The sequence below is a fragment of the Bifidobacterium sp. ESL0822 genome (assembly GCF_052606675.1).
Genome location: NZ_CP199596.1, coordinates 1,971,132 through 1,995,450, shown reverse-complemented (window position 1 = coordinate 1,995,450; position 24,319 = coordinate 1,971,132). Strand labels below are relative to the sequence as shown.

Below are 24,319 nucleotides of genomic sequence, written 5' to 3'. Positions count from 1 at the left end.
CTCGATTATGCGTGTCTCGGCGGATAGCCGTCAATCAGATCCTCAGGAATGCTGTCATGACGGGTGCAGGCACAATCCCTGGATGCCATTTCGCTTATTAAAGCCTTATGCATTTTCTGGTCGTCTCCTCTCATAATGGTGAACCTGAGGGCATCCATTAGATGTCCTTTAGGGTCATCCTCGCGAATGCGGAGAACACTACCTACCAGTTGTCACGCAATCCGGTGATCGGGGATCATCCCCGCGAATGCGGGGAACACACGGGACAAGGCACCACATACAATCTTCCCAACGGATCATCCCCGCGGATGCGGAAAACACCTCCCCGGTTCGCCGGGGAGTGGGATTGAAATGGGATCATCCCCGCGAATGCGGGGAACACCATCCCGTTCGGGCACAAAGCGGAATGGATGCAGGATCATCCCCGCGGATGCGGGGAACACATTTATTGCCTTTTGTGCACTATCATAGACATTGGATCATCCCCGCGGATGCGGGGAACACTCGCCGGATCGCACCACATAGACGCCGCCCCCGGGATCATCCCCGCGGATGCGGGGAACACTCGCGGAATCCTTTAGCCAGACCTTCCCGCCAGGGATCATCTCCGCGGATGCGGGGAACACATGGATGTCCTCGCCGGTCAAAGCCAGCCCGTAGGATCATCCCCGCGGATGCGGGGAACACTGGATGGATTGTGAAAGTCAGATACCTAGGGCCGGATCATCACCGCGGATGCGGGGAACACTCGTCACATTGGATGATAAGCGGTACGCTCTGAGGATCATCCCCGCGGATGCGGGGAACACTTTTGTGTCACTGGTGCCGGTCACCCTGGATGAGGATCATCCCCGCGGATGCGGGGAACACTGGTCGGCGTCCACGACGCTCCTGACCGTCACAGGATCATCCCCGCGGATGCGGGGAACACTCACGCCGTTGGCCAATGCCATGTCGATGCTGAGGATCATCCCCGCGGATGCGGGGAACACTCCGGCTTTTGGTAATCCTCAATGGCCTAGAGAGGATCATCCCCGCGGATGCGGGGAACACCGGCGAGATGGACCTGACTTTGTGCAGGCCTGAGGATCATCCCCGCGGATGCGGGGAACACCCTGCCTATCAGCCCGCTCACCGTCGCCCGCTGGGATCATCCCCGCGGATGCGGGGAACACTAAAACGGGAGCGGCAGTTCGGAAGACCCGGCAGGATCATCCCCGCGGATGCGGGGAACACTTCCGGCCAAAGCATACGGGTGGTAAAAATACGGGATCATCCCCGCGGATGCGGGGAACACGCGTGGAGCAGGTGCCGTACCCGGTGGAGTGGGGGATCATCCCCGCGGATGCGGGGAACACGAACCTGTCCACACCACGGGTCTCCAGAAGCCAGGATCATCCCCGCGGATGCGGGGAACACTCGGGGTTGACCACGTAGATTCGGAAAGGCATGGGATCATCCCCTCGGATGCGGGGAACACTTTGTATTACTAGTATCAACATTTCTTTGCGTAGGGATCATCCCCGCGGATGCGGGGAACACAGAACGATGATTACGGTCTGAATTATCTTGACAGGATCATCCCCGCGGATGCGGGGAACACTGTTCTGCGTTCTTCTTATCAATTTTCGAATCAGGATCATCCCCGCGGATGCGGGGAACACGACGCCCGCCTGGACTAGCCCGTCCTCCAGATGGGATCATCCCCACGGATGCGGGGAACACGCGGCGAAATCGACATCAAGGCCATATGCGACCGGATCATCCCCGCGGATGCGGGGAACACTTTGTCCCCCTGTTTTGTGGATGTTGTCCATGAGGATCATCCCCGCGGATGCGGGGAACACCCCCTGCTTCATGCCCATCCCCAACAAGGGGCAGGATCATCCCCGCGGATGCGGGGAACACCCACGTATATAGAGCTTGCCGTGCCCCCGGTAGGGATCATCCCCGCGGATGCGGGGAACACCACGGGGCAAAGCCCGATACCAACCCCACATCCGGATCATCCCCGCGGATGCGGGGAACACAACAACGACAAGGTGATAGACGAGGAAATAGGGGGATCATCCCCGCGGATGCGGGGAACACATCTATGCAAGAGATGTTTCTGTGCTTTTGTCAACATCATCCCCGCGGATGCGGGGAACACATACTATCCGTTCAGCTTCTGATTGGATACTGAGGATCATCCCCGCGGATGCGGGGAACACAATCGGATAGAGGTCGCGTTCGGGTGGCTTGCCGGATCATCCCCGCGGATGCGGGGAACACGCCTTGGAATTCACCTGATCCAATGTTGCGAATGGATCATCCCCGCGGATGCGGGGAACACAACACCGAAGGCTCGATGCTGACCCCATCGGGGGGATCATCCCCGCGGATGCGGGGAACACTCAAAACGGGTATCTTTCAACATTTTCTAGTCCGAATCATCCCCGCGGATGCGGGGAACACGAGCCGAAATTTTGTCGTGTCGCCCGGTTCCCCCTATCATCCCCGCGGATGCGGGGAACACGAAGGCTGACCCATGGCCGCGTTGCTGTCCCAGGGATCATCCCCGCGGATGCGGGGAACACAGGCGAGACCACGACCACGGGACACGACCGCTGGCATCATCCCCGCGGATGCGGGGAACACATTCGCACGCGCCTGTAGGCTACGTTGCCTGACGGATCATCCCCGCGGATGCGGGGAACACCACGCTGTGCCTGGTCTCGTGGCCCGAGTGGGAGGATCATCCCCACGGATGCGGGGAACACAGTTGACCTCATAGCTGCCGACCAATGCCTTTGGGATCATCCCCGCGGATGCGGGGAACACGCTGATACGGATATGGTCGGTCGTGACGTCCCAGGATCATCCCCGCGGATGCGGGGAACACAGGTATGGTCGGGGGTGACATTTGGGTCAGAAGGGATCATCCCCGCGGATGCGGGGAACACCCAATACTTGGAAAAAGCCTATCAAGGTTCAGGGGATCATCCCCGCGGATGCGGGGAACACGCCGACGTGATCGGGTCGGAGAAATTGACGGCCGACCAGGGATCATCCCCGCGGATGCGGGGAACACCTTCAGAATCTTATCCGGCGAGTGAATCACCATGGATCATCCCCGCGGATGCGGGGAACACCACGCGACATACACAAATTCTGATGGTTTGAAGGGATCATCCCCGCGGATGCGGGGAACACAGAACACGAATTGTTCCACGGTTTCCTGACCTAGGATCATCCCCGCGGATGCGGGGAACACTGCGATCAGCCAATTAGGCAACCCCTACCCAAAGGATCATCCCCGCGGATGCGGGGAACACCCCGTGCAGCGCGTGCAGGCCGCCATGGGCAACGGATCATCCCCGCGGATGCGGGGAACACGGAGGCCAGCTGGTCAAGACCTGGCTGCCCGACGGATCATCCCCGCGGATGCGGGGAACACAATCGTTCCTTGCGTTCAGTCTATCCAATTGAAGGATCATCCCCGCGGATGCGGGGAACACCAGATGGATTAACATATGGAGAAGTGGCGTAAAGGATCATCCCCGCGGATGCGGGGAACACGTGACACCCACCCCCAGCGGGCGGAGCGCCTCGGGATCATCCCCGCGGATGCGGGGAACACTTATCTGAAGTCTGTGCGTCGATGCGGTGCATAGGATCATCCCCGCGGATGCGGGGAACACGGCTTGCCCACCGCCACCATCACATGCACCGTAGGATCATCCCCGCGGATGCGGGGAACACATCGTTTTGTCATCGCCGTTGATGGTATTTCGGGGATCATCCCCGCGGATGCGGGGAACACCCTGTAAGTGTAATTTACGGCCACTGGTCTGAAAGATCATCCCCGCGGATGCGGGGAACACGATCTGGATGAGCTTGCGCCGGCCGGCCTCCAGGGATCATCCCCGCGGATGCGGGGAACACGTGGATCAGAGCCGTGGCCTGTCCTCGCGGGCGGGATCATCCCCGCGGATGCGGGGAACACAGTGATCTCGCCATGCCCGACCATGCGGCCGACGGATCATCCCCGCGGATGCGGGGAACACTGTACTTTTGTCCCGCTTATATCCATAGTGGTAGGATCATCCCCGCGGATGCGGGGAACACTCCAGCCGTGGTCCACCCATGCCGCCAACCCACGGATCATCCCCGCGGATGCGGGGAACACGCCTGGAAAAGCGACAAGGAACGGGACGGCTGGGGATCATCCCCGCGGATGCGGGGAACACTATGACTGCATTGCCGTAGAGGGTGAGGCACCGGGATCATCCCCGCGGATGCGGGGAACACCCGTTGCGGCCAAGGATATTCAGGAAATCAAACGGATCATCCCCGCGGATGCGGGGAACACTTAGCAGCTCCATTTTCCCCATGACCCGTATTAGGATCATCCCCGCGGATGCGGGGAACACTACATGATGTATGTGGTTGGCTTGACCTCGAGCGGATCATCCCCGCGGATGCGGGGAACACGCCAACATGATGGTCAAGGTGCTCTCGGCTGCAGGATCATCCCCGCGGATGCGGGGAACACTTTGACCCTAGCCAGTACAACGCTTGCCGAGGAGGATCATCCCCGCGGATGCGGGGAACACTATGCCGCTTTCCAATACAGGTCACGTTGCCCGGGATCATCCCCGCGGATGCGGGGAACACTCAGACCGAGATCGCCTTTATTGGGGACTCATAGGATCATCCCCGCGGATGCGGGGAACACTAATCCAACAAAATTCAGACCAGTGGCCGTGAAGGATCATCCCCGCGGATGCGGGGAACACCAAGAACACGCCACTTATCAATGTGTTCAAAAAGGATCATCCCCGCGGATGCGGGGAACACTTTCCTATACGCTCTGAGCAAATGGAAAGTGCAGGATCATCCCCGCGGATGCGGGGAACACTACGCATAATAATGAATTTACTATTAGTTCAAAGGATCATCCCCGCGGATGCGGGGAACACCAATGGCGAGATTCGAGAGTATAGCGGCCTTGGGGATCATCCCCGCGGATGCGGGGAACACACATTCACACTACCTGTTCGCTACATCTGAAAAGGATCATCCCCGCGGATGCGGGGAACACGGTGATACTGATACCATAAGCGCCACCAGCCACGGATCATCCCCGCGGATGCGGGGAACACCGGCTGGCTTTACGATTTTTTGGACGTGGTTGAGGATCATCCCCGCGGATGCGGGGAACACTTATAAGGCTGGGCGGCGATGTAGCGGCCGTCCGGATCATCCCCGCGGATGCGGGGAACACCTGCCTATCGATTACAAATGGTTCGGACGCAGCGGATCATCCCCGCGGATGCGGGGAACACCCCAGCAGGTCGCCCACCGAGTTCTTGGACTCGGGATCATCCCCGCGGATGCGGGGAACACTCGATTGGCTGATAGGTGCCATGAAGACATTCGGGATCATCCCCGCGGATGCGGGGAACACGGGGCCAAGGAAAAATGGATGGACGATATACTGGGATCATCCCCGCGGATGCGGGGAACACTGCTGCTCCTGGTCGATGATCTGGTCGAGCCGCGGATCATCCCCGCGGATGCGGGGAACACCTTCCTTTTTCGTCTGCCAGTTTTTCTATCATAGGATCATCCCCGCGGATGCGGGGAACACATTGGGGTTTTGATAATACTTACGGAATCAATAGGATCATCCCCGCGGATGCGGGGAACACCTCTGCCCCCTGACCTTGACGCCTTTGACGGGGGGATCATCCCCGCGGATGCGGGGAACACACTCGAGGGCCATCCCGTCCGCAGGCCCGGACCATATCATCCCCGCGGATGCGGGGAACACACTCTGCAAGGGTTCCATTACATCGTCAACTCAGGATCATCCCCGCGGATGCGGGGAACACTGTGACTGTGTACGGTCTGCTGTTGTCGCATTGGGATCATCCCCGCGGATGCGGGGAACACGTGGGCTCGGATTCCTCTGCCGGTGGGTCGGTCGTATCATCCCCGCGGATGCGGGGAACACGTTTTCTTCATCGCGATACAGATGCATCCTTAGGGATCATGCCCGCGGATGCGGGGAACACTTCGAGTCGGTTTTCGACGATCTGGGCTGCAGCGGATCATCCCCGCGGATGCGGGGAACACCGTCGTACCCAAGCGCGTCCTTGAAGATCGGCAGGATCATCCCCGCGGATGCGGGGAACACCAAGCCCGGTTAGAGCAGTGGAGAGTTCGCGAAGGATCATCCCCGCGGATGCGGGGAACACGGAAACCCCCCATCTTTGAACATGTGGAGGGAGGATCATCCCCGCGGATGCGGGGAACACAACCGAGTCCGTCGTGACGACCACCAGCAGGCAGGATCATCCCCGCGGATGCGGGGAACACCTTGCCGACAGCGGGCTGGCGGCGTGACATGGAGGATCATCCCCGCGGATGCGGGGAACACTGTTCTGCATTCTTTTTATCAATCTTGGAGTCAGGATCATCCCCGCGGATGCGGGGAACACCAGATCGTATGCAGTATTATAACGATTTTTGTAGGATCATCCCCGCGGATGCGGGGAACACGGATGATGGCCGCCAGTCGTCTTATTCTGCTCAGGATCATCCCCGCGGATGCGGGGAACACCCCTAATCAAGGACGGGATCGATTTCATAAAAAGGATCATCCCCGCGGATGCGGGGAACACATCATCATCCGATTCAGACGCTACTGCGTTCCAGGATCATCCCCGCGGATGCGGGGAACACAGATTGGCGTTCCGTGTTGCGGTCTGCTGTTCAGGATCATCCCCGCGGATGCGGGGAACACCTCAAGACGATCGGGCAGGGGATCGCCCAGGTGGGATCATCCCCGCGGATGCGGGGAACACCCCGTGGACGGGTCCCAGATGGACGACCTGGAAGGGATCATCCCCGCGGATGCGGGGAACACCTCCGACATTCGTCAAGCATCCAACTGTCAAAAGGATCATCCCCGCGGATGCGGGGAACACGTTGAGAACGACCTGGCGTATTTTGAGGATCAAGGATCATCCCCGCGGATGCGGGGAACACTCCATAGAGACCTGATCTATTGGGTGCCAATGCGGATCATCCCCGCGGATGCGGGGAACACTCGGGGTAGGGCTCCTCGGAGTCGACCATCCAGGGATCATCCCCGCGGATGCGGGGAACACTATTTTGAAGATTGTCGGAGGTCTGTGCATCGAGGATCATCCCCGCGGATGCGGGGAACACAGCCCCAGCATCGGAGCGATGGTGTCCAAATCGGGATCATCCCCGCGGATGCGGGGAACACATTATATGGCTAAGTATATAGAGAGGGGTATTGGGATCATCCCCGCGGATGCGGGGAACACGGCACCGACCCATGTCCGCCGGCTCCAGGTAGAGGATCATCCCCGCGGATGCGGGGAACACTGGTTGCCCATCGGCATAGTCGGCACCATAGCGGGATCATCCCCGCGGATGCGGGGAACACCGTACGCGCATACGGACTGCTCAATCGCGGCCGGGATCATCCCCGCGGATGCGGGGAACACTAGGTTTTCGCCAAAGCGTCCTTGGGATGAATGGGATCATCCCCGCGGATGCGGGGAACACCTGTATATCAGATCATCGACGTGCCCGGAGGAAGGATCATCCCCGCGGATGCGGGGAACACCATTACAAATACCGCCTTATCTGCCAGGAATTAGGATCATCCCCGCGGATGCGGGGAACACTCTTCCTGGTGCTGCGCTGCCGCTCACCGGCTGGGATCATCCCCGCGGATGCGGGGAACACTAGTCCACATCTATGCTGAGGGATCCGGCGTCGGGATCATCCCCGCGGATGCGGGGAACACTGTTGCATGACGTTTTCCATGCTCAGTTTCTGCGGATCATCCCCGCGGATGCGGGGAACACACCCGGGCCCAGGAGCATGTACTATCCCGAGCAGGATCATCCCCGCGGATGCGGGGAACACAGAGCGTCCTTGAAGATCGGCATGACGGAGAGGGGATCATCCCCGCGGATGCGGGGAACACCCGGGCAAAGCTGATGCAAAAAAATTTGGATCAGGATCATCCCCGCGGATGCGGGGAACACTCTTGGATCAGGCGGGGTGTGCGTTGATTTGGCGGATCATCCCCGCGGATGCGGGGAACACACAGCTGATTATAGTAGGGCATGATCTCGCTCAGGATCATCCCCGCGGATGCGGGGAACACCCGGTCAGCACCAGCTCAGGGTCTTGGGTCTGGGGATCATCCCCGCGGATGCGGGGAACACTATGATTCAGTTAGAAGATACCATCTCTGATGAGGATCATCCCCGCGGATGCGGGGAACACTCAAGCATAATATGAAAACGGGTGACATTTGCAGGATCATCCCCGCGGATGCGGGGAACACTACGTGTTGGTCTTGACGAAACCGTGAATTATGGGATCATCCCCGCGGATGCGGGGAACACGCTATCAGACGTTGCAGAAAATGACTGAAAACAGGATCATCCCCGCGGATGCGGGGAACACCCTCTATTTCCTTTATTTCTTCTGCTCATTTGGGGATCATCCCCGCGGATGCGGGGAACACATGGGCTTCTCATCGGGCGGGATTGTTCCCCGTGGATCATCCCCGCGGATGCGGGGAACACAGAGGACGGGTATGCTTTTTTGTCGTCCCCGCAGGATCATCCCCGCGGATGCGGGGAACACAAACCGGCACCATACAGGTCTAGGTCCTTGGCAGGATCATCCCCGCGGATGCGGGGAACACTGTTTGCAGTTTTCCGTTGACGGTGCCCAATGGGGATCATCCCCGCGGATGCGGGGAACACGCCCATCTGTCAGCGGCTCGCCATGCAGGAGGGGGATCATCCCCGCGGATGCGGGGAACACTCCCCCGAGCCGGTCTTGCTGGCCAGCCCCTGCGGATCATCCCCGCGGATGCGGGGAACACCATAATTTTGAGTCGTTTCAGGATATGAAGCAGGGATCATCCCCGCGGATGCGGGGAACACTGGTGATACGCTATGGTCTATCTTTGGGGCTAAGGATCATCCCCGCGGATGCGGGGAACACCTTCTTTCTGTGGCGGTTGGGTCTTCTTAAGCGGGATCATCCCCGCGGATGCGGGGAACACGCCGTGTGCAGCAGGGTGCTGGCCTGCCCGCGGGGATCATCCCCGCGGATGCGGGGAACACTCATGATGTTGTGAAGTAATGCATTGATTTGAAGGATCATCCCCGCGGATGCGGGGAACACGAGTCTGTAGCTTTCTTCGATATGAAAGTAACAGGATCATCCCCGCGGATGCGGGGAACACAGCCGGGCCTTCAGCGGCATGCCGGTCACGGCCGGATCATCCCCGCGGATGCGGGGAACACGTGTCGCAAGTCTTTTCCGCATGATCATGCCGAGGATCATCCCCGCGGATGCGGGGAACACGTTCTCGGAGGCACCCGACACCATTCCTCGCGGGGATCATCCCCGCGGATGCGGGGAACACCAGGGATCCAGCGTCGTTGAGCGTGTCGGACCAGGATCATCCCCGCGGATGCGGGGAACACAATCAGCTTTCCTGGCATAACCCTCTTGCCGAAGGATCATCCCCGCGGATGCGGGGAACACCAGGATCATCGTGATCCCCGCGATGTTCGACAAGGATCATCCCCGCGGATGCGGGGAACACAATTCCCGTGTTGTCAGAATGCACTGGAACCCGGGATCATCCCCGCGGATGCGGGGAACACATGTCCCTGGAAGGGATACGCCCGTCCGTAAGGGGATCATCCCCGCGGATGCGGGGAACACGTTGCGCGGCAATGTCGTTTCCTTGCTGTAGGCGGATCATCCCCGCGGATGCGGGGAACACGTAGGATTGGCATTCCTGCCTCTGCTGGGGGCGGGATCATCCCCGCGGATGCGGGGAACACCGTTTGAGTTCCCTCAAACCGTCGTCGGGGTTGGGATCATCCCCGCGGATGCGGGGAACACTCGGCCCATCGCCGAAGCTGATGCCTCCATCGGGGATCATCCCCGCGGATGCGGGGAACACCAGACTTGTAAGGTCGGAGCTTGCTTTGTTCAGGGATCATCCCCGCGGATGCGGGGAACACCACCTTCTACATTGATTCCGCTGATGTGATGAAGGATCATCCCCGCGGATGCGGGGAACACTTCCGGGATGCCATCCATGCCATCGGCCAGGCGGGATCATCCCCGCGGATGCGGGGAACACAATAGCATTATTACCGGAGTGGTAATAGTGCTAGGATCATCCCCGCGGATGCGGGGAACACCCCGTTGGATATAATGCAATTGCTTCATATGTAGGATCATCCCCGCGGATGCGGGGAACACACAGCCTTTCACCTATCGTGACACGCTCACCACGGATCATCCCCGCGGATGCGGGGAACACCAGGCTGCGGTCCGTGAAGTTGGCTCCCAGGGCGGATCATCCCCGCGGATGCGGGGAACACAAATCGTCAAGAAAGCCTTGGAAAATATTCTTGGGATCATCCCCGCGGATGCGGGGAACACGGGGAGAATGTCGGCAAGTGGTTCTCCGGGCCGGGATCATCCCCGCGGATGCGGGGAACACGCGCTGGACATGCTGGAAATCAGGCTCTTGGCCGGATCATCCCCGCGGATGCGGGGAACACGGGGGCCGCAGCGGTGCTCGATGCGACCTGGTAGGATCATCCCCGCGGATGCGGGGAACACCTGGCTGTCCAACACGGCCAGGAGCATCGGTGAGGATCATCCCCGCGGATGCGGGGAACACATAGATCATGTTTCCAAGGTTTGGGATGACGGAGGATCATCCCCGCGGATGCGGGGAACACTTGTCGGAGGTCTGCGCGTCAATGCGGTGCATGGGATCATCCCCGCGGATGCGGGGAACACCAGTAGTGGAGCACCTCTCCGACCTGGATGCGGGGATCATCCCCGCGGATGCGGGGAACACTGGATGAAAACCAGTGCCAATGCCGCCGAGGACGGATCATCCCCGCGGATGCGGGGAACACACCTGGTTGGGGGCCTGGAGAGCGCGGATGGTGGGATCATCCCCGCGGATGCGGGGAACACCATGTCGACGAGTTTTTCGCTGGCGTCCCCGCCGGATCATCCCCGCGGATGCGGGGAACACACTTAGAAATCCTTGCAATCCCAACAATACAATAACCAAGATTTCTGATTTTTAATGAGTTTGCATTTCGAGCCCCCCCCCTCTATTTCCCGTCTCAGCCATTACAATTCAGACCATATACACCAAACTCCTTATCAATGCACTGGCTTAATAATCAGTACTCAGCACTCATCGGCAAAACTCATCTGAAAAGTGCAGACCCGCTTGGGCTCAGCCGGATTGCGAGCGCCGGAATCTCGCCGCACGTCTGTACTTGCTGGCATTGCTCCAACCAGTCCGGCGGTATCGGTTTCTACCACCCGCAGATCTGCCATCGCCGCCATCCGTAGGCCTCTCCATAAGAGTCAATCCTTCACAATCTACCGGGTTCCAATCTGAGCGATGCACTTTGAAACTCAGATGCTGCTCATTGCGGGCGGAATAGACCATAATGGCCTTGCCGGTTCGGATCTGCCCTGTGATGCGTTCCCAGAGCCGGTCCCGAACCCTAGCGGTGATGTGGCCGACGAAAACCCCAGATGCTATCTCTAGAAGCCATCGAGTCAAATCCCCGCGCAGGCCCACTGGGCATGCTGTCAAAACGACGACTACCATCAGCCCATCCCCTCCTCTTCATCTGCATAGGATCTCCCAGCAGGAACCGCACCGACCTTCTCATCCCAGAGCGCCAAGGTCCCACCCTCTACATCAGAAGAGGAAGAAACAGGTGCTCCAAGCAGTCGGGGAATATCGCGAGCCATCCGTCGCATGAGCGAGAGGTCATAGACAGCATCACGCATGGCATGCCGGGTAGCCGACCCGATGTCGTCGGGCTGCTTTGCAGCAGTCTTGAAAGCTACAGGAATCGATATCTCGGCCTTATACAGATCGGCCACATCATAGACAAAGGAGCGCTCATGGCCCACATGGACGAATCCCAAGCCTGGTGAACACCCAAGGGCTACGATCACAGAGTGAGCGATTCCGTACAAGCAGGTATGAGCAGCCGACAGGGCCTTGTTGATCTCGTTGCCTGCATCGAAATCCTCATGATCATAGGTTCGCTTGTCCCACGGGACACCAGTCAGTTCAGACCAGTGACGGTAGACCTGTCGAACTCGGGCACCCTCACGCCCACGCAGCTGCTGCATGGTACAAGAACTGACATCTTCGTTGAGGAAGCGCATCTGGTACATAGCCCTCGCCACAGCTAACCGCTTGCGGGTGTTGGAGACCAGCGCCGCCTGCCTTTGCAGAAGGGCAGCCGAATGCGTCAGAGGACGACCGAAGGCATACATCCTCACACCGCGCTCCCCCACCCATACCACGCTGGCACCGTTGTCGCCAATAACCACCATGGCCTGATGACTGACGGTGGTGCCGGGACCCAGCATGAGCACACCCAGATTGGCTGCAGGCAACCGTATAGTCCCGGTATCCCTGGTGACCGCGATGGCATTGTCCTCGCGGGTGATAACACAGTGCTCGAAATAAGCGAACGAGAGCCTATCCTCGGCCCGCACCAAATCACCCAATTCAGGAGGGGGACTGCCGGGAATATCGGTTCTCCCGGCAGACCCCATAGACTGATGATCCCCAGTCATCGGATCGGAGCCACCGTCAGCAATCCGCAGCCGAAACTCTTGGCTCTGCCGATGCCCTGCCGTAGGCAACGCTGAAAAGCTTGCGCATCGGTTACACGGAGCTGTCCATCGAACTGGGCTGTAACCAAGGTGACCTTGCTGCTCCCGTGAGCGAACTGCTCCTTGCGGCGCTGGGAAACAAGGCAGGACGGCCCATGACTCTCATCCGAGCTGCCCAGGAGGGCAAACCCGTTGCGTTCACTGTGCGTCTCCAGCCAAGATAGCTGATAATCCACAGTGATATGCCCCATCACCTTGCCGACTACTGCATGATTGGACCGCCGCCCTTTATCCTCATAGACCTGTCTGGCGGGATTGGCCCGAAGTCTGAAGGCCCACTCCTGTCCCTTGGCCATATGAGTGATCAAAGGCTCGTAATCCTTCACCTCCCACTCAGCATGGGTTGGCCAACCGGCCTGCTCGACAATATGGGTGAAGTCAGGACGCTCGGGACTCACCACATACAGCCAGGTCGAGTCTCCTTCACGGGAGAAATCCAATCTCCACAAGATACGTCCCCCATCGCCACTGCGTACGGCACCCGGCGGGAAGGACTTCTCCACAGCGGCATGAAGCCGATAAGGCGAGGCAATCAGTTGCTTGGCTGCATACCGCGCAGTGTTCAACGGCATTCTGGATATATACATGCCTGCCTCCTAAAAAAACGACATTGGATCATGATCCGGAACGGCTTTAGTCCACTGCTTATCAGGACCAGAACCATCAGGATTGGGAATTCTGTATCGGCTAACCGTTCTGACCGCGTATCTGCGAGCTGCACCGAAACTCAGCGGAACATCTGCCTGAGAAGAGACAATCCCGTTGTCTTCGTCCTTGGCGCAGTCCGCATCACAGATCACCTCCAGTCGGCAGCCCTGATGGCGTCTCTTGTACCAGGAAGCAGCCATCCAGGGATGAGTGCGCAGAGCCTGATCCACACGGTCCTCCTGAACCAACCCAAGCGAAACCGGATAATCTGGCGGGCAAGCCCGTCGACCCAAATATAAGGGCCACCGGGGATGACGCAGAGCCTGGTCCAGACCTTCCAGAAGCGCAGAATCAGCACCTAAAGCCACCAGGAATTTCGCATCGGATAAGTAGTACCGATTGGTCAATGGCATGGCTTTGACATTGGCACCATGCTCTGTCTGCATGTCATTGACCAAGATGCCCGGTTGGTCGATGCGGACTCCGAAGCTTAGATGCAGCAGGTCCTCAATGTCGTCACCGCGTTGACGGCCTTGCGCCGAAGCAAGCAGACCAATCACCGCGCTCTTGGTGGGCTCCCGTTGTGTGGTGCGAATCGTAAAACGCGAGGAGCTTCCCCAGGACTGCAAAGGACCCGACAATCGCAACAGCAGTATGCTCATGACTACTCCTGCTGACCCAGCACGCGCATAGTCTCAGCATCCACCTGGCTGGTCAGATCCTTCAGACCGACAGACTCAGCCACCGGAGCCAGGTCCTGCGTCGACAAATCCGTGCTGATCGCCCAAGCTCGCACAGGCCGCTCATCATAGGCATCCTGAATCCTGCGCAACTCCTCAACCAGCCTGCGGCCAGCTACTTGCGAGATAGGCCGGTCATGTTCAGCCACAACCGGACGCTCAAAGGCTTCCACGGCATTAATAGGCTGGCTGTCACGGAAGGCCACAATGCAGGTCTCGGGCAGAGTCCTGTTGGCGTAGGAATTCTGCTTACCGGTCGGCATGGATCGGATGAAAGCCTCTACGAAGACCGAAGCCACTCTCGCAGTCGCCTCCACATTGCCAATCTGCTCCTGCAAGGCATCCAGGTTCACGGTCGCGTAGCGATAGAGCGTGGATGAGTTGAAACCTACGGAGTCGATCATGGCTGCACCGGCGTTGTCCGCTTCCGTGAAGTCGTCAGCGGCGGTGAAATAGTCGTACTCAGGCTTAATGGCATCCACGGAGATAGCGTGAGCCACCTGAGCGCTGGCATCCGTATTCAGGTCAGGGGCATCAGCCAGCATACGGCCGAACAGGGCGATGTCGACCGCCTGCTCACCGTGGAAGACCCCCGACACTTCCTTCTTCATAGCCGAATCTGGTGCCTTGGCCGGATCCTTTCCCTGATCCATCCATTCCAGAGCAGTATTGGCCAGCTTCCCGATTTCGGTGTTGCCGATGAAGATCAGGTACTGAGTGACTGGTTTGCCACTGGCCGCCCCTGCACGAGTGGAAGCGACAACCTTGACACCAGTAGCCTGCAAAACCAAGGAGGCGTAGCTTTCAGCCTGGTCCGTCGATTCAGGCCGTCGGTCGACCATGGCCTTCACGATCAGCTCGACTGCGTTCTTCGTCCGCACCCCCAGCTGCTTCTTGTCCAGCAACGACTTGAAGGTCTCACGCATGGCCCGCTTCCAGGCCTGGCTGGAGACACGCGAGCGCAAGACACCGCCATACTGAGCGGTCTTGGGATTGCCCGTCTCGTCACGATTGATGTTGCTCGGCGGGACGTTCTGAACTGCATAAATATCCATAAACATGGCTTTTCTCCTTAATATTTATTTTTGAAAAATCGGTGATCTTGTGTATGTGTATCTGCTAGATGGCGAATCATTCGAGACGACCTGTCATCATTGACCGTGCTGCTAGACCTCAGCTGTTCTATTGGCTTCCTCGCCCTCTTTCGCCTCCGCGGCCTTGTGCACGGCGTAATACTGACGAGCCCAACGGTGAAAGACAGAGGCCCTCCGACCAGGCAGCTGCAGCAAATAAAGATCCTGGGCGAAAGCCTGATAGTCCAGCTTCACATCCTGATTCCTCATCATCCTTATCAACGAATACAGCTGATGCCGGATGCCATCGAAATCAGGAACATCCTCCATGATTTGCAGTCTTCGAAGAACTGGGGTGGCCTTGGAACCGTCCTGGTTGGCGTCAATCATGCGGCATGCGTGGCCGAAACTGTAGCGGGAGCGCTCGGATCGCGCCAGCTGCTTAGCTTCGGTGTTATTCCCTGTACCCTTATGATCAGGCATCCAGGCCATACCTTTAGATTTTGACTGCTGATGAAGCGCATACATCTGCAGGGCAGTGGCAATAGCCCGTGTTTCCGTGACGATATTGGGGTCGTTGTCGAGGGCTGGGTTTCCCAAGGTATCCTGTGGCCAATCCTCATATAGATCAAACCCGACATTCATCCACCGCACCCTACCGTCATCAATGCCCCGACGCAGCAGAGCCAGATGAGCCCTGGCCACGCTGCTGGCCTGACCCGTGTAGGCGTACTGCAATTTCCCGATCCGGTAGTTGGCATATCGCCCGACGGCCTGTTTGCGGTCGTCGACTGACAAGACATGATCGTTCGTCATAGTGGCTGCAGTCATCATTGAACCTCCTTTTCATTTGCGGTCTCGCCCTCACGAGAGGGAAGGGGACCTAGATATTTATTCAGTTGGTATAAGAATCTGTCGAAGATTGGCTCAGCAGATCGGGCGCCGTTGGCCTTGGGCAGGAAAGATGGCGCCGGAGACTGATCGCGGTATTCACCAGCTATGCCGATCAGATCCCGATGAATGGCCTGGAACCAGTCATTCCGGTAATGTTCGATGTCTTCTGAAGGACCGAACTCCGCAATCCTCTGTCTGAACAGCTGATCCAGGGAAGCATATGCACGTTCCTTGACGCGGGCTACTGCGGCATAGAAGCGGTCCTTCTGCGCTTTGTCGCCTGCGGATTGGTTCAACTGGGCAACCATGGAATCCAATGCCTTGACGGAATCCTCAGTACGCTCAACAACCTGAACCACCACATCCACGGCGGCAGCATCCAAATGAAGCAGTTGGAGATTTGCATCAAGCGAATCATCAATGGCATCCGAAAAGAAGCTGTTCTGCGGGCCATAAATCATGCTCTGGGTATGGATGCGAGCCATTTGCATCACTTTTCCGGATCCGGCATCATCCTGATTCCAATTCAATAGAGTCTCGACCCACCGAATAACACCAGGACGGGTGTCGTCAGTCTGACCTGCACCGTTGCTTCCCGCGCTAATCAAAGGCTGCAGTTGCCTCCAGATGGCCTTGTCAGAAGTGAATGTGACAGGCATGCGAGGAGCCGTCGGCAGTCCCAATTTCTTCCGCAGGTTCTCGCTGCCGTAACGCCAGGCCGTCATAGGCTCATAAGCGTCCATGTTGTCAGCGCTGATGACATCGCCGTAGCAGACGATAATGCCGATCACACGGGAGCCTGAACTATCGGGTATCAGCCTCACCCTGCGTGATTGCAAAGTGAGCATGTCCACAATGCCTGCAGGGTGATAGTCTGGATTCATGTCAGGGCCGGCCGGCTCGCGTTCCCAGGGCGCCAAATCACCAGGCTTGCCAAACCAGGCATCATCATCCCCACGACTTCGGGGATTAATCAAGCACCAGTTGAGCATCAGGGTGGCAAACAGGTTGTCTTGTTCAAGATAGACGTTGCCCAAGGCACCCAGCCAGCCAGTTCCCACCTTGGATTTGGGCGGATAAACCTTATTGTTCCGCACATGGGTCTCTCCGTCTACCGGTGATTTGATGCCTGCAGGGTCATAGGCCTGGAGAAAGACCAGCCATCGAGCTGCCTCTGGCAAGGTCAGCGAGTCCAGGTCGTTCTTGGCGCGCATGGTGAAGAGAAACTTCTTGGGCTTAGGCACGTCAGCCTGAAGCTCGCCAATGCTGTCATACTCTTTATCATCGGACGAGTAGGTCAATCCCGGCGTCTGATAAAAGGGATGCCCAGGGTTGAACAAATCGAACCTGTCGTGATAGCGCTCAAGATAATCGTCAATTACTTGAGGGTCGAACTGCCCAGTCTGCCAGAGCGTCCACCACAGCTGCAGCAAGGCCGTCGGATTATCATCCCCTATCATGGGGCGATACCGTTGAGCGTATGCCTGGTAGAGCACAGCTTCGGTCATCCTCAGTATGGGCAGGGTCTGTTGAGGCATGTCACTGGAAATTTCACGGATTCGATGGGCCTCAACCAAAAGGTCGCGCAGGGAGACCAGGTCGACACGTCCTTCCAGATAGGTAACCCTGATCCAAGGCTGCTCCAAGAGATTGAACGACGGCCGACCTCCGCCGGTCGCTCCAATATCATTCATTATCATTGTCCTTTCTGCTTGTTCGGTTTTTCATAAGTGGAAAATGCCTGCAACTAGCAAGGCACCGCAAATTCAACTCTCCCCGCCCTTGTCGGCTTTCACACAAGTCAGCCCATCCTCACGGGTGTATCCGATACGGTAACCAAGTACAGTGGTGACGAATCTCTGGCGATTCGAATCGGATTCCTCCTCATCCAAGACCAGCGGCAAACAGCCATCCAGCCAAGGAGATTGATGCCATGCATCAACGCAATCACCAGCTCGAATCTCGAGTTCATTGATCAGAGCATCAATGTCATGACAGATGCGATCCGGCAGATTTACCGAGCAACGCAACACCACTTGCGCCAGCTGGTTCTCAGGCTCGGTGTTTGTGGGCACAGAAGCTCCGCAAGGTACTGTATCGCCTCCGATCCATGGTAGAAGCGCATACTCGTCGCCGCACCGGCGCAGAAGCACCACCTCCACCGAATCATGAGTATCTCTGACGGCCTGTCTGGCTTTGGCTTCCGACCTGGCGTCCACGGTGCTCGTGAATAGGTCCACCAAGGTGTGAGACTGGCGCAGCAGATGCGCCGAATCTTTCATCAAATAGACTTGGGCCTTATCGATCTCTTCCGCATCCTTTTCAGCACGCTTGTGCGCATCCAGCCGATACCGTTCTTGCCAGGCTTTGGGTATCAGCTGTGCAACTGCATCAGAGTCATAAGCAGTGCGGACAAGGGGAGCGATGTCATCAGGAAGCTGTAGCAAGCGGTGGGTGCCGTCTCCTTGCAGACGAAGCACAGCAAGGGCTTCAAGCAGGGATGCCGGCGGATAGACGCTGTCTAAATAGTCAGGAAATGCTGGACCATCTGCGTTCCAGGAGGCTATGCCCCGCAGATAACAGAAGGCTTTCCGCAGACCAGCTGGACGGTCGCTCTCACCATGTCCACGGCGATGGCGATGCAGACGACCCATGCGTTGCAACAACAGATCGACCGGAGCTATATCGGTGACCATAAGATCGAAGTCAATGTCCAGGGATTGCTCCAGAACCTGCGTGCCCACGACAATCAGCCGGTGAGGGCGCCCCCCATTGTCCAAGGTTGCATCCGGACCAAGACGTTCTCGGAGTTCTCGTTCGTTGTCCATACGATCCAGGTCGATGAAGCGTGAATGTGTCAGTCTGACCTGGTCCGAGCCAAATACATTTGTCAAAGCTGCAGCGGTTTGCTGGGCACGGTCTACAGTGTCGCAAATCACAGCGGCGCAGCCGCCTTCAGCCAGACGCTCTTGCAGCAGGTCTGACAGATGCTCAAGATCGTCGTCAATGACTTGACAATCGATTTCCACTGCACGACCTGAAGGCTCCACCGAGCTAGTCCGGCAGGTCGTTCCAGACGTATAAGTAATCAACGGATAAGCATGCAGGTCGTCAGAGTCCCGCTCCTCATTAGAGAACTGCTCGTCACCTGGTTGTAAAGAGGTAGAGATCTGATCAATGCGTGGCTTGGAGTAACGATCAGTAAATGCTTCCATGCTTGCAAAACTACGCGGTGCAACTTCGGAGAGCTGCCCCGTCTGGCTACCTGATTCACCGAGCACTGAGGAATACCCTGTGATATAAGCGTCAACTAACTCATGTCGCAGTGATGCAGGCAGGGTTGCCGACAGGAGGATGACTGGATTGTGGAATCCTCCCAACCATTCCAAGGTCCGCTTGAGGTATTCACGCATGTAGGTGTCGTAAGCATGACATTCATCGATAATGACAACTTTGTTGGCTAGAGCCAATTGCCGCAGACTGACGTGCTTCATCTGCAAAGCGGCCATGAGCACCTGATCAATAGTACAGATCAGGAAGTTAGCCAACACCCCTTTCTTTCTGCCTCGCAGCCAGTCATTCGCTACTGCCTCCGGATAGGCAGCCTTTTGCGCAGCCGAGCCTTGCGGGACATCTTCATCGAAGACTGACGATGTGGCCGAATTCTTAGCTGAAGCCATCATTGACATGAATTCCCTGTTGAGAGCAGCTTTGCCATGTCTGAGTGAGGTGGATTTCTCAGAGCGTCCTTCCGGCTGAGGTAATCTATCGATCCAGCTCTTGCAACGCGAGAACATGGCATCGGTGGTGGCCATTGTCGGCAGGGCCACACAGACCCCTCCCCTGCCTGTTCGTTCCGCCAGAATTTCCGCACAGGCCAGGGCTGCTTCGGTCTTGCCTTCGCCCATGGGCGCTTCGATGACCATAATGCCCGGATCCTTAGTCGTTTCCGCCAAATGCGCAGCCTGCTCCTGGACTGGCCTGGGATTGGCCCCCGTCGGCAGATCAAATCTGGAAGCGAAGCGCTCCCCTATGCTGATTTGTTCATGAATAGGCTGCCACTTCGGAGGCAGGTCGAGATTACGCCATCCGCGCTCCTGACGGGCCTTAAGACCGGCTCGTGTACGTACTGAATTCATCCGGTTCCAGGTCTGTTCGTCGTAGCTCGGGGGGTTGAGCGGCACCAAGGGAAAAAGATCGTCGTCGCTGTTGCTGGCAATCCAGTCGGCCATGATGACCAGCCCCTCCAGCACCGATTCGGCATATATGTTTAGCCGCCTTCCACTGAGCTGAGCGAAGTCATCATCATTAAGCCCACATTGCTTGGCCACGAATTCAATCAGTTGGCGCTGGACTTCAGCCCAGTCCTCATAACCCTGAGCAGTGCCCATTCGTACATCCTCATCGGACTTGCTCAGGGCCTGACGGGTAGGAGGCTGACCATGATGCCCACCGACGATGCAAGCATAGGATTCGGCCACTGACTTGCTCCAATGCTGTACCTGAGTCAGGTAAGACTCCAGAATCCGTTGGCCCGCTATGGGATGGGTTGGATAATTCGTATTCGTAATCGGAACATCAGGGAACCGCAGGCCGGCCTGTCTTGGCTTCCATTGCAAGGAGAGCTCCTGCATGCCCGGTGCATGTGTCAACGGCTTGCTTTGGAAAACCGGGGTTGCCTTACCGATATCATGGGCACCAGTGATGAACATGCAGACTTTGCGAGCCAATTCCGGATCACCAACATCGCGGATGATGATCTCCCGAGTACCCCTGGGCACCCAGTCGCGCCATAAGTACCCAGCCACTGCAGCGGAATCACTCAGATGCGCGAAAACTCCCTGCCAATCATTCTCGTCTTGCAGATTTGTCTTGCCCCACAGGGACATGGCTTTAGCGTCCAGACCCAAGTCTGTTGGTATCGCTCCGCTCATTGTTCCCCCGTTCTCAGCTCAGCGACTCTGCCAATTGGACAACTTCGTTGTAACAATTTTTAAGCATAGCACAGAGAATTAGAACTTACCAAATTTATCATCTCTTAATGTCACAAGTTGTTTAATATACCCTGACTATTCAGGGAACATATAAAATCCTAATGACACAACGGATCATCCCTACGTAAGCAGGGAACAGGCCTCAAGAAGAGGCTGTATGTAGTCTACACGGGAGCCTCGGTCAACCCTTAGAACGACGCAGGTAATACATAGCGCTGACTGCATCTGAAGCCTTGTAGGTCGAATTCGGCTTCGACACAGTCAGGGCATCGCCCCACATGCCGAAGACTTCTATTCGGCTGCCCAGGGCGATAACTAGGAATTAACGCCACATGCGTCACATGTCCTAGCCTGATTTCAAACACACCTGCACAAAAGCACGACCGCCGAAGCCATCGGTCCGTCATGGCTGAGGGCAATGTGCCAGCATAACTGCACTCGATTGACCTGACCACCGGTCAGAGGCAAGGAATCGTAAAGCCTGGCTACCACGGAGGACTCTAGATTGACGCTCGGCCGACCCCGGCCATCATCCAAGATCTCCACACCGCTCCAGGGAAAATCATCCAAACCATAGGGCGATGGCTCAGGTCCCAGCGCCTGCGACCAGGCCTTAAGCACCGATTCCTTGCCGGCCCAGCGCACGGCCAAGTGCGCCGCCGTGTCGTCATGCTTGAGCAGGGCCCGCTGCTGGGCCTGCCGCCGCTCCCGAGGCGAGAACAAGCTTGTCATGCGTGTGCCTGGCATAGTCAGCTGCCGGCCGAACTCCTTCAGATCGACCAAGTCATGTCCCAACCCCAGCACTTGTCCAAACCTGACATCATTCATAGGCCCGAGTATCCCCCTCATCAGCCCCTGCAGCAAATCATCCGATCAGAAATTCGGAGGCCCACAACCTATAGGCATAATCAACGATCCCTGTAATCTTGCACAAATAGCCCCAAAAAGGAATCAAATCAGAAAGAACAAGAGGCTAGCAAGGCGGGAAGGCACGAAAGAGAACAGATAGGGTGAGATTCTGCCATATCTTACGGAGCGTAGTCAGTGCCCTTCCATCCATCGTGTAAGAAGGACCATGTACCAACCCCTTCCCCATCGTAATTAAAGAGCACCGTCCCAGTCATCTCAGGAACAACTGCATTCCCGGTCTGATGACCCAGCAATGGCTTGGGGCGGACAGGATGTGAGAAGCTTTCTGTAACTTTCATCTTGCTAGATTGCTCGGCTGGTCGAATTTGATCACTTTGATCCGGCTCAGATACCAGTTCTTCCGCAGGACGAGCAGAGCGCATCCTCTCTTCCGTCCAGTATTCTGTTGTGTCGATGTCTTGAGATGATGATTGTGAAGAAGAAACGGTAGCTGCATCAATTGAGACTGGCTGGCCTGCTGCAGCCTTTCCCGATGCAGGCTGCACGGAAGCTTGATCTGCGGAGACTATAAGCCCCATCAACAGCAACGGGCCCAAGAACGTCACGAAGATAACCACGGTTAAAGATCGTTTCTTCATGGGACTCATCCTTGAGTAGTTCATTGATATTGTCTTTGATGTTAGCATTTTAGCCACTACTCCGGGAGAGGGTTGGTGAACGGCTATCTGCTCGATATCTTTGACCTGCTGCATGTCCGAGCACACCCGTGGCCCTGAATTCCTACAACCTGCTCGGAGGGCAGCGGGCGAGGCCAACTGTAGATAAATATCATTTGAGAACATTCAGCGCAGCGGCCCCGAAGTCTTCGCAGGACTGGAAGCCGCAGAAGTCCAGCCCAAGCGGCAATGTCTACACGATTTCCCTGGCTTGTTGCACACTTGCGAACGGAAATTCAGTAAGCAGTTGCGAAAGAATCATGAGCAGCTAGACATCGATCAGAAGTTCAGAACACTCGACCTTGCTTTCATGCCTATGTGTGAATCTCGATCAGAATGGTTCACGCCTGGGTGTTTTCGAGGAGTTCTGCGACCTTCTCCCGTTCGGAGTGGAGTTGCTTGAGTTTTTCGTTCTTGACGCGCGGCCGAGGGGACATCATCAAAGGCAGTGCAGGGATACGCTTGTCATACTGTATTGAGAGGAGGCAAGAATGTCAGCTTTATGGTGGCGCAGAGTGGCGTCATACCTGCTTCGCATAGTATTGCCAGCGTCGTTGCTATCGCAGTTGATGGGGAGCATTGTATTTGGAAGATCTTCACCAGGCGGATTTGCTCAATCCTGGATTGATTGCGTTTCTGTGGCTGTTGTGTGTGTCATTTCTGCATGGTCTACACGCAATGGACAGTCCTGGGCGCACCGTCTTCTCAAACTTCAGGTATGCGATCAGGATTCCAATCTGCCTATATCCAGTCTGAGAATGGGCGTGCGAGAGATGGCGCATCTTGCTGATTTCGCATCACTCCTCATTGGTTTTCTCTGGCCTTTATGGGACGGCAGGGGGCAGACCTTTGCCGATAAGATCATGGGAACAACCGTAACCAGCAAACAATAGGGATGCTCGGAATGACGCGAAGACACCTTGTTGCATGAACATAAGAGCCAGGAAAAATCCATTAGGTTGATTACTGCCACATCAGCGGCAATGATGGTAACCTCCAATGCATCACCAACTATGGCTGATAGCTCTGCCAGCGATCAGGATGCATTCAATACAGAACGCACAATTCACTAAGAAAAAATGCGATACAGGCTACCGTTGAATTCCAACACGCTAATGCAAACGCCGACTTATCGAATCCTGCGTCTAAGTGGAGCGGGCGGCGGGAATCGAACCCGCGTAATCAGTTTGGAAGACTGAGGCTCTACCATTGAGCTACGCCCGCGAAGCCGTTGGCTCGGTAAACAGCATAGCACATGGGCCAGCCGGAACATGCGGTCAATTAATCATTGCGTGGTTTTACTCAGCGATAAACCTATGTAGGCATCACTGGGCAGAGCCTTGTACAACATGGAGACCCGCCCACAGTTGAAGGGGAAAATATCGGCGTGGCTATGGTGATCAGGCTTCTCGCCATGAGTATTATGACAACAAACCGCAGCCGCAGGAATTCCATAACAGCGGCCACTAACACTAACACTTCGTACGAGTAAGCGGTCGGACGACTCCCCAAAGACAAGTCCGGCCATTCGGGTGGCCCAGCAATAACCCCAAGTAAAACCTGGGCCACCCATCTAC

The 24,319-nt window shown here is 57.0% G+C and carries 11 protein-coding genes, 1 tRNA gene, 1 pseudogene and 1 CRISPR repeat array; of the genes and pseudogenes, 1 reads left to right on the top strand and 12 read right to left on the bottom strand.

Translation table 11 applies throughout. From position 1 onward, the window contains the following. Window positions 1–171 precede the first annotated feature (171 nt). Window positions 172–11,125: direct repeats of the CRISPR family, unit length 28 nt; unit sequence GGATCATCCCCGCGGATGCGGGGAACAC. A 161-nt stretch (window positions 11,126–11,286) separates the two neighbouring features. From ACUIAF_RS07750 to ACUIAF_RS07700, 11 genes and pseudogenes are all read right to left on the bottom strand, one after another. Next, window positions 11,287–11,448, bottom strand: coding sequence for a hypothetical protein (locus ACUIAF_RS07750; protein ID WP_445339204.1), 162 nt, complete (start codon window positions 11,446–11,448; stop codon window positions 11,287–11,289). Window positions 11,449–11,524: 76 nt separating this feature from the next. After that, window positions 11,525–11,719 (bottom strand): annotated as a pseudogene (gene cas2e, locus ACUIAF_RS07745) (type I-E CRISPR-associated endoribonuclease Cas2e); the annotation flags it as partial. Next, window positions 11,719–12,687 carry a type I-E CRISPR-associated endonuclease Cas1e gene (gene cas1e, locus ACUIAF_RS07740; protein ID WP_445338468.1) on the bottom strand — a complete coding sequence of 323 codons (969 nt, stop codon included), beginning with the start codon at window positions 12,685–12,687 and terminating at the stop codon, window positions 11,719–11,721. The gene cas1e and the pseudogene cas2e, both read right to left, overlap by 1 nt. Window positions 12,688–12,704: 17 nt before the next feature. Continuing rightward, window positions 12,705–13,394 (bottom strand): type I-E CRISPR-associated protein Cas6/Cse3/CasE, encoded by a 690-nt coding sequence (gene cas6e / locus ACUIAF_RS07735; protein WP_445338467.1) that lies wholly within the window; start codon window positions 13,392–13,394, stop codon window positions 12,705–12,707. Between the two features lie 9 nt (window positions 13,395–13,403). Next, complete coding sequence (gene cas5e, locus ACUIAF_RS07730) at window positions 13,404–14,117, bottom strand: type I-E CRISPR-associated protein Cas5/CasD (protein WP_445338465.1); 714 nt, start codon at window positions 14,115–14,117, stop codon at window positions 13,404–13,406. Between the two features lie 2 nt (window positions 14,118–14,119). After that, the gene (gene cas7e, locus ACUIAF_RS07725) at window positions 14,120–15,256 is read right to left on the bottom strand and encodes a type I-E CRISPR-associated protein Cas7/Cse4/CasC (protein WP_445338463.1); all 1,137 of its coding nucleotides are present in this window, start codon (window positions 15,254–15,256) and stop codon (window positions 14,120–14,122) included. A gap of 105 nt (window positions 15,257–15,361) precedes the next feature. Then, the gene (gene casB, locus ACUIAF_RS07720) at window positions 15,362–16,102 is read right to left on the bottom strand and encodes a type I-E CRISPR-associated protein Cse2/CasB (protein ID WP_445338461.1); all 741 of its coding nucleotides are present in this window, start codon (window positions 16,100–16,102) and stop codon (window positions 15,362–15,364) included. Next, window positions 16,099–17,856: a type I-E CRISPR-associated protein Cse1/CasA gene (casA, locus tag ACUIAF_RS07715; RefSeq protein WP_198217197.1), complete on the bottom strand. Its 1,758-nt coding sequence runs from the start codon at window positions 17,854–17,856 to the stop codon at window positions 16,099–16,101. The genes casB and casA overlap by 4 nt, the downstream gene beginning before the upstream one ends. A gap of 72 nt (window positions 17,857–17,928) precedes the next feature. Then, window positions 17,929–21,096, bottom strand: a complete 3,168-nt coding sequence (gene cas3 / locus ACUIAF_RS07710; RefSeq protein WP_445338459.1) for a CRISPR-associated helicase Cas3' — start codon at window positions 21,094–21,096, stop codon at window positions 17,929–17,931. Window positions 21,097–21,513: 417 nt separating this feature from the next. After that, window positions 21,514–21,903: a holo-ACP synthase gene (locus ACUIAF_RS07705; protein ID WP_445339190.1), complete on the bottom strand. Its 390-nt coding sequence runs from the start codon at window positions 21,901–21,903 to the stop codon at window positions 21,514–21,516. Window positions 21,904–22,184: 281 nt separating this feature from the next. Continuing rightward, entirely contained in the window at window positions 22,185–22,664 is a 480-nt protein-coding gene (locus ACUIAF_RS07700) for a hypothetical protein (protein WP_143740787.1), read from the bottom strand. Between the two features lie 569 nt (window positions 22,665–23,233). Here ACUIAF_RS07700 and ACUIAF_RS07695 point away from each other — a divergent pair. Then, window positions 23,234–23,635: an RDD family protein gene (locus ACUIAF_RS07695; RefSeq protein WP_445338457.1), complete on the top strand. Its 402-nt coding sequence runs from the start codon at window positions 23,234–23,236 to the stop codon at window positions 23,633–23,635. A gap of 257 nt (window positions 23,636–23,892) precedes the next feature. Here the strand turns inward: ACUIAF_RS07695 and ACUIAF_RS07690 are convergent. Then, window positions 23,893–23,966, bottom strand: a tRNA-Gly gene (locus ACUIAF_RS07690). Between the last annotated feature and the right edge of the window lie 353 nt (window positions 23,967–24,319).